This is a genomic window from Streptomyces sp. SID14478, from assembly GCF_010548525.1.
In the GTDB taxonomy this organism is placed as follows: domain Bacteria; phylum Actinomycetota; class Actinomycetes; order Streptomycetales; family Streptomycetaceae; genus Streptomyces.
The window spans coordinates 1-6,371 of sequence record NZ_JAAGMG010000390.1 but is presented as its reverse complement, the minus strand read 5'-3'; the positions used below and the strand labels follow the sequence as shown (position 1 = coordinate 6,371).

Below are 6,371 nucleotides of genomic sequence, written 5' to 3'. Positions count from 1 at the left end.
GTCGCCGCGTTCCACGGGGCACGGCAGGCCTCGGTGACCGCACCGCCGCGCCGAGCGACGGTGTTCGCCTCGTTCGACGTGACCGCCGAGAACCGGAGCGAACTCGCCGACGTACTGCGCACCGTCACCGAACGCGCCCGGTTCCTCACGGCGGGCGGACTGCCGGACCCCGTGGGCATCACGGCGCCACCCACCGACTCGGGAATCCTGGGCGCGCAACTGCCCGCGCGCGCCCTCGCGGTGACGGTCGGCGTCGGCGCCTCGCTCTTCGACGACCGGTACGGGCTGGCCGGGATGCGGCCCCGGCACCTCACCACCATGCCCACCTTCCCCGACGACGACCTGCGCCCCGACTGGTGCCACGGCGACCTCAGCCTCCACCTGCACGCCGACGACCGGGACACCGTCCTGCACGCGCTGCGCGACGTGGCCCGCCACACGCGCGGCGCCCTCCACGTCCGCTGGCGCATGGACGGATTCGCCAGTCCGCCCCGCCCCACCGGCACCCCGCGCAACCTCATGGGGTTCAAGGACGGCACCGCCAATCCCGACACCGGCGACCCCCGCGAGATGGACCGTCTGCTGTGGGTCAACGCCGGTGACGGCGAGCCCGGTTGGGCGGTGAACGGCAGTTACCAGGTGGTGCGGCTGATCCGGATGCTCGTGGAGTTCTGGGACCGGGTGGCCCTGAGCGAGCAGGAGCGCATGTTCGGACGTGCCCGCGACTCGGGGGCACCGCTCGACGGCGACCACGAGCAGGACACGCCCCGCTACGCCCAGGACCCCAAGGGCGCCGTGATCCCGCTCGACGCGCACATCCGGCTGGCCAACCCCCGCACCGCGGACACGGCACGCGGGCGGATCCTGCGCCGTTCGTACAACTACGACCTGGGCACCGACCCCAACGGGAACCTCGACATGGGGCTGCTCTTCTGCTGCTACCAGCAGGACGTGGAGCGGCAGTTCGCGGCCGTGCAGAAGAGGCTCGCGGGCGAACCGCTGACCGACTACATCTCCCCGTTCGGCGGCGGCTACTTCTTCGTGCTGCCGGGAGTGCGGGACAAATCCGACTGGTTCGGGCGCGCCCTGCTGTCCTGAACCTTCAACCTTCCAGAAAAGATTCTCCGTACATCTAGGCAAGGAGTGATCCAACCCCAACCATGGCTTCCCGCAACGGTGTTCACCCATCGGCCGGAGGTCGAACCAGCATGGCGAGCAAGCAACGCAGAGCTGCGACACGGAAGCTGGGGGCGCTCGCGGGCGCCGCGGCCCTCGCCGTCCTCGGCGGGGCTGGCCCCACCTGGGCCGCCGGGTCCTCCCACCACCCGCACCCGACGCCCACCGCCACCCCGATCAAGCACGTGGTGGTCCTGTTCGACGAGAACATCTCCTTCGACCACTACTTCGCCACGTACCCCAAGGCCGCGAACACCGACGGCACGACGTTCACGGCGTCCCCGCGCACCCCCAAGAACATCGACACCCTCGCGCACGCGGGCCTGCTCACGCACAACCCCAACCAGTACCTGCCCGAGCGGCTGACGCCGTCGCAGGCCGTGACCTGCGACCAGAAGCACTCCTACGGACCCGAGCAGTACGCGTACAACGGCGGCAAGGCCGACCGGTTCGTGCAGAACACCGAGGTCGACAAGTGCAGCGGCGGCCTGTTCGGCGAGCCGGGTCTGGCGATGGACTACTACGACGGCAACACCGTCACCGCGATGTGGAACTACGCCCAGCACTACGCCCTCAACGACCGTTCCTACAGCTCCAATTACGGTCCCTCCACCCCGGGCGCGATCAACCTGGCCTCCGGCAACACGCACGGCATCATCTCCACCGACCCCGCCTCCGGCACCGAGAACCCGCGGCAGACCGACAAGCCCGACCTCTCCGTGGTCCAGTCGCCGGACGCCAAGGGCGTCGGCACGATGGTCAACGACCCCGATCCGGCCTACGACGACTGCGCGGACAACAACCACACCGCCACGAGCGCCCTCGGCGCGATGCAGGGCCGCAACATCGGCGACCGACTCAACTCCCGCAACGTGTCCTGGGGTTGGTTCCAGGGCGGCTTCAGGCCGACCACGGCGTGGAACGGCGAGAGCGACTCCTTCGCCAAGTGCGAGAGCGCCCACGCCAACGTGGGCGGGGCGTCCGCCCTCGACTACAGCCCGCACCACGACCCGTTCGCCTACTACAAGTCGACCGCCAACCCGCACCACCTGGCACCCCGGAGCGTGGCGGAGATCGGCCACGACGGGCCTGCCAACCACAACTACGACCTGACGGACTTCTCCGCGGCGCTCAAGGCGGGCAAGCTGCCCTCCGTCAGCTTCCTCAAGGCCCCCTCCTACCAGGACGGGCACGCCGGCTACTCCGACCCCATCGACGAACAGCACTTCCTGGCCGGTCAGATCAACGCGATCCAGAGCGCACCGCAGTGGAAGTCGACGGCGGTCGTCATCGCCTACGACGACTCCGACGGCTGGTACGACCACGCCTACGCGACGCCCCGCAACGGCTCCCGGGACACCTCGACCGGGTCCAACGGCAAGGCGACGGACGCGCCCGCCTGCCAGAAGGGGCCCAAGGCCGCCGGCGGATACGCGGACCGCTGCGGCCCCGGCACCCGGCAGCCGCTGCTCGTCATCTCCCCGTACAGCAAGGTCAACACGGTCGACCACACCGCCACCGACCAGTCCTCCATCATCCGTTTCATCGAGGACAACTGGCACACGAGCCGTATCGGTGACCATTCGTTCGACGCCACCGCGGGCTCGCTGAGCGGCATGTTCGACTTCCGGCACCCGCACGACTCGCGGCTGCTGCTCAACATGGACGGCTCGGTGAAGTCCACCGGCCCGATCCAGCACGTCGCTCCCGTCACCACGCACATCACCCCGGGCCCGAGGATGCAGACCACGGCCGCGACGACGAGCGAGGGCGTCCCCGTCCTGCCGGTGAGTCTCGCGCTGGGCGCGCTGCTCGCCACCGGCGCCACCGGCACGTACCTCACCCTGCGCCGCAGGCAGCGCGCCACAGTCTGAGCCGCCGGGCCGGCGTCGTGGGCGACGCCGGCCGCGGGCGCTTTCCCGACTCTGTACCTAGCAGGTTGCCCGGCGTGCGACGCTGGGACCCTGGATCGCGTACTTGTTCGGGGGAGGTTGTCTGATGGACTGGCGTGACTTCGCGGTGCACATGGCGTCGGCAGCCCGCGGTTTCCTGGCCGTGGACGGCGTGGACTCCACCCTGGACAAGGCCACTGCCGCGGCCGTCGAACTGGTCGAGGGCTGCGACGCGGCCGGCGTCCTGGTGCTCGGCCAGGGACGGGTGACCACCTTGGCGCCGACCAGCAGCCTCGTCGAGGAGAGCGATCAGCTGCAGGGACAGGTCGGCGAAGGACCCTGTTTCGACGTCGCCCGCACCAAGCACCCCGTTTTCCGCATCCACGACCTGAGCACCGAGACGGTCCGCTGGCGCAGCTACGCGCCCAAGGCCCACGCGCTCGGAATCGGCAGCATGATGGGCTTCCTCCTGTACACCCACGGCGAGGAGGACCTGGGCGCCCTCAACCTCTACTCCCACCGCCCCGGCGCGTTCACGGACGACAGCGAGACGGCCGGCTGGCTGCTGGCCACCCACGCCGCGGTGGCGCTCTCCGCGGCCCGCGAACACGCCTTCATGCAGCGGGCCGTCGACACCCGCCACATCATCGGCGAGGCCATGGGCATCCTCATGGCCCAGCACCGGATCAGCGAGCAGCAAGCCTTCGAGGCACTGCGCCGCTACTCCCAGGAGAACAACATCAAGCTCCGTGACGTGGCACGCCACCTGTGCGAGCACGGCACGCTGAAGGGCTGAGGACACGGACGGCTCCGCGTCGGGCCGGCGAGCGCGCGTCCGCAGCAGGCGCCACGTCGAGTGAAGCGGTCGCGGCCCGCCCTCGGATCAGGCGCCCGAGGGGCGCGGGCGGCCTGCCCGGGGTGCCTCGGTGGGCGAGGCTGTCGCAGGGACGATGGCCCGGGCGTCGAACGATCCGTCCGTGATGCTCATCGCGAGGGCGGTGAGGGACTGCTGGTGGGCGCGTGCGTAGGCGCGCAGGGTCTGGAACGCGGTGTCGGGCGTGGTGTTCCAGCGTTCGGCGAGGACGCCCTTGGCCTGTTCGACGGCGATGCGGCTGTGCAACGCGTGCTGGAGCTGGTCGCGTTCGGTCTCGATGGCGACGATGGTGCGCTGCTGGAGTACGGCGATGGTCGCGACGTCGGCGAGCGCCTGGCCCAGCGCGAGGTCGTCGGCGGACAGCGGCAGCGGGCTGGCGCGGAAGAGACCGAGGACGCCGATGGTGCGCCCGCGCAGTTTCAGCGGCAGGGCGTTGGCGCCGGCGAGGCCGCCCTGGCGGGCGGCAGGCGTGAAGTTGGGCCAGTCGCGGGCCGCCTTGTCGGTGGTGAGGTCGACGCTGGTGGTGGGGGTGCCCGTGCGATAGCACTCCTGGCAGGGGCCTTCCATGTGCTGCAGAGCGAACAGCTCCAGCAACCGGGTGTACTCGTCGGAGGCGGCAAGGACCCGTAGGACGTCATCGGCATCGGCGAGCATGACCCCCGCCGCCTCGATGCTGAGCAGTTCCATGCAGTGGCCGCACAGGCGTTGCAGGAACTCCAGGACGTCGAAGTCCTCGGTGAGGGAGTCGGCCATCTCCACGAAGACGGGGGCCAGGAGTTGGTCGCGATTCATATGGGCGGGTCCTTCTCATCAGGGGTGTCGTTGTCGTGGGGGCGGTCACCCAGGCTGAGGCGATGGGTGATGACGGCGTGCGCCACCTCGTCCAGGGGCATGCCGCTCGTGTACGCGTGAGCGCGCAGCAGCACGAGAGCGTCTCCGAGGCCTGTCCGCAACTGGACGCTGAGCATGCCGGTGGCCTGATGGATCTCGGCCCTTTCCAGTGGATCATTGGCTTCCAGGAAGCCAGGGGGGTCTCCCCCCGGGTGAGGGTGCGCAGGATCCTCCTCCGACGTGCCGGAGGGCGGCGGGCTCCGGTTGAGGCAGTACCGGGTCAGTGCTTGGGCGAGAAGGTGTGCGTCCTGATTGTCGTCCCCGGTCAGTGAGCCGGGGCTGGCACGCGTCAGGGTCAGCACCCCGATCCGCAGTGCACCGATCCGTAGCGGGAAGCAGAAGATCGCCTTGACCGGTCCCGTGTCGGTCGCGGTCAGGGCGGGCCAGCGGTCCTCCCTGACGGTGGAGAGGTTGTCGACCCGCACCACCGAGCAGTAGTGCGCGCTGTCCACGCTCGGCCCCTCGCCGCAGGTGAACTGCAGGTCGCTGAAGACGCGAGCGGCGGGATGGGAGAACCACATGGCTTCCAGCGCGATGCCGCCGTCGATGCTCAGGCACACCGCGACCCAGTCCACCTCCAGGGCGTCCGCGGCCTCGGTCACCGCGTGGGAGGCCCCGTCGGACCATCCGTCGCCCTCGAGCAGGCGCAGCACCCCCATCATCCGGTCGGTGCTCACGGCGTCACTCCAGGACGGGGTGAGCGCCCCGGACGAAGAGGCGGGGCGGTCGACATGGACGGCGCGCAACTCGGTGCACGAGCGCGGCGCCTGGCCGACCGCACGTGAGCGAGGGTGATTTCGGTGAGCTGAGACAGCACGCGGACCCCTTCTCGAACGGGGCCTGGGTCCGGGGCCACCGACAGCTCTGCCGGAGTACCCGCCTTTTCCCCGGTTCAAACGCGGACGTGAGGGCGCACGCCGACCGATCGACGGTGGTGGCGGTCCGGGACGTGCCCGGCCGCGCCGCCATGCCGTCGGGCCGGCGACGGACCGGACCCGTGTGACCAATCCGAGGGGCGGGAGGTCTCCGGAATAGAGGAGTCAGAGCAAGGCGAACTCCCTGAGGCTGTCCGGCGCCTGGCTCCGGGCAGCGGAGGAAAGAGGTCCATTGTGATACCCCGTCACGCCGTACGACTGACCGCCCTGGCCGCCGTCCCCGCCGCCCTCGCGCTCGCCACGGTGCCCGCCGCGGCGCACACCGGCCATCCGGCGAGCGCGTCCGGCGACAGCTACCAGGTCGACCTGACGTCGCTGAACGAGTCCGGTGCCAAGGGCACGGCGATGCTCAGCCTGGACGGCACCCGGCTCACGGTGAAGATCGAGGTCTCCGGCCTCGTGCCCGGTCAGCCGCACGCGCAGCACATCCACGGCTCCACCAGCGGGCACGACTTCCACTGCCCGGACGCCTCCGCGGACAAGAACCAGGACGGCATCGTCACCACGGCGGAGGGCATCCCGGCCTACGGCGACATCAACATCTCCCTGACCACCAAGGGAGACACGTCCAAGAACAGCGGGCTGGCCGTTGACCGGATGCCG

General features: G+C 70.2%; 6 protein-coding genes. 4 read left to right on the top strand and 2 right to left on the bottom strand.

The window, feature by feature from the left end; translation table 11 throughout:
* From efeB to G3I40_RS12930, 3 genes are all read left to right on the top strand, one after another.
* Positions 1–1,098 (top strand): iron uptake transporter deferrochelatase/peroxidase subunit (gene efeB / locus G3I40_RS12940; RefSeq protein ID WP_164302308.1); only part of this gene is annotated, 1,098 nt, incomplete at its 5' end.
* Positions 1,099–1,208: 110 nt separating this feature from the next.
* On the top strand, positions 1,209–3,050 hold the full coding sequence (locus G3I40_RS12935; RefSeq protein WP_164302307.1) for an alkaline phosphatase family protein: 1,842 nt from the start codon (positions 1,209–1,211) through the stop codon (positions 3,048–3,050).
* 124 nt (positions 3,051–3,174) lie between these two features.
* Positions 3,175–3,864, top strand: a complete 690-nt coding sequence (locus G3I40_RS12930; protein ID WP_203643961.1) for a GAF and ANTAR domain-containing protein — start codon at positions 3,175–3,177, stop codon at positions 3,862–3,864.
* An 87-nt stretch (positions 3,865–3,951) separates the two neighbouring features.
* Here G3I40_RS12930 and G3I40_RS12925 read toward each other — a convergent pair whose 3' ends face one another.
* Positions 3,952–4,734, bottom strand: a complete 783-nt coding sequence (locus G3I40_RS12925; protein WP_164302306.1) for a GAF and ANTAR domain-containing protein — start codon at positions 4,732–4,734, stop codon at positions 3,952–3,954.
* On the bottom strand, positions 4,731–5,510 hold the full coding sequence (locus tag G3I40_RS47920) for an ANTAR domain-containing protein (protein ID WP_164302305.1): 780 nt from the start codon (positions 5,508–5,510) through the stop codon (positions 4,731–4,733). The genes G3I40_RS12925 and G3I40_RS47920 overlap by 4 nt, the downstream gene beginning before the upstream one ends.
* A gap of 432 nt (positions 5,511–5,942) precedes the next feature.
* Here G3I40_RS47920 and G3I40_RS12915 point away from each other — a divergent pair.
* A partial coding sequence (locus G3I40_RS12915) for a CHRD domain-containing protein (RefSeq protein ID WP_164302304.1) occupies positions 5,943–6,371 on the top strand: 429 nt, incomplete at its 3' end.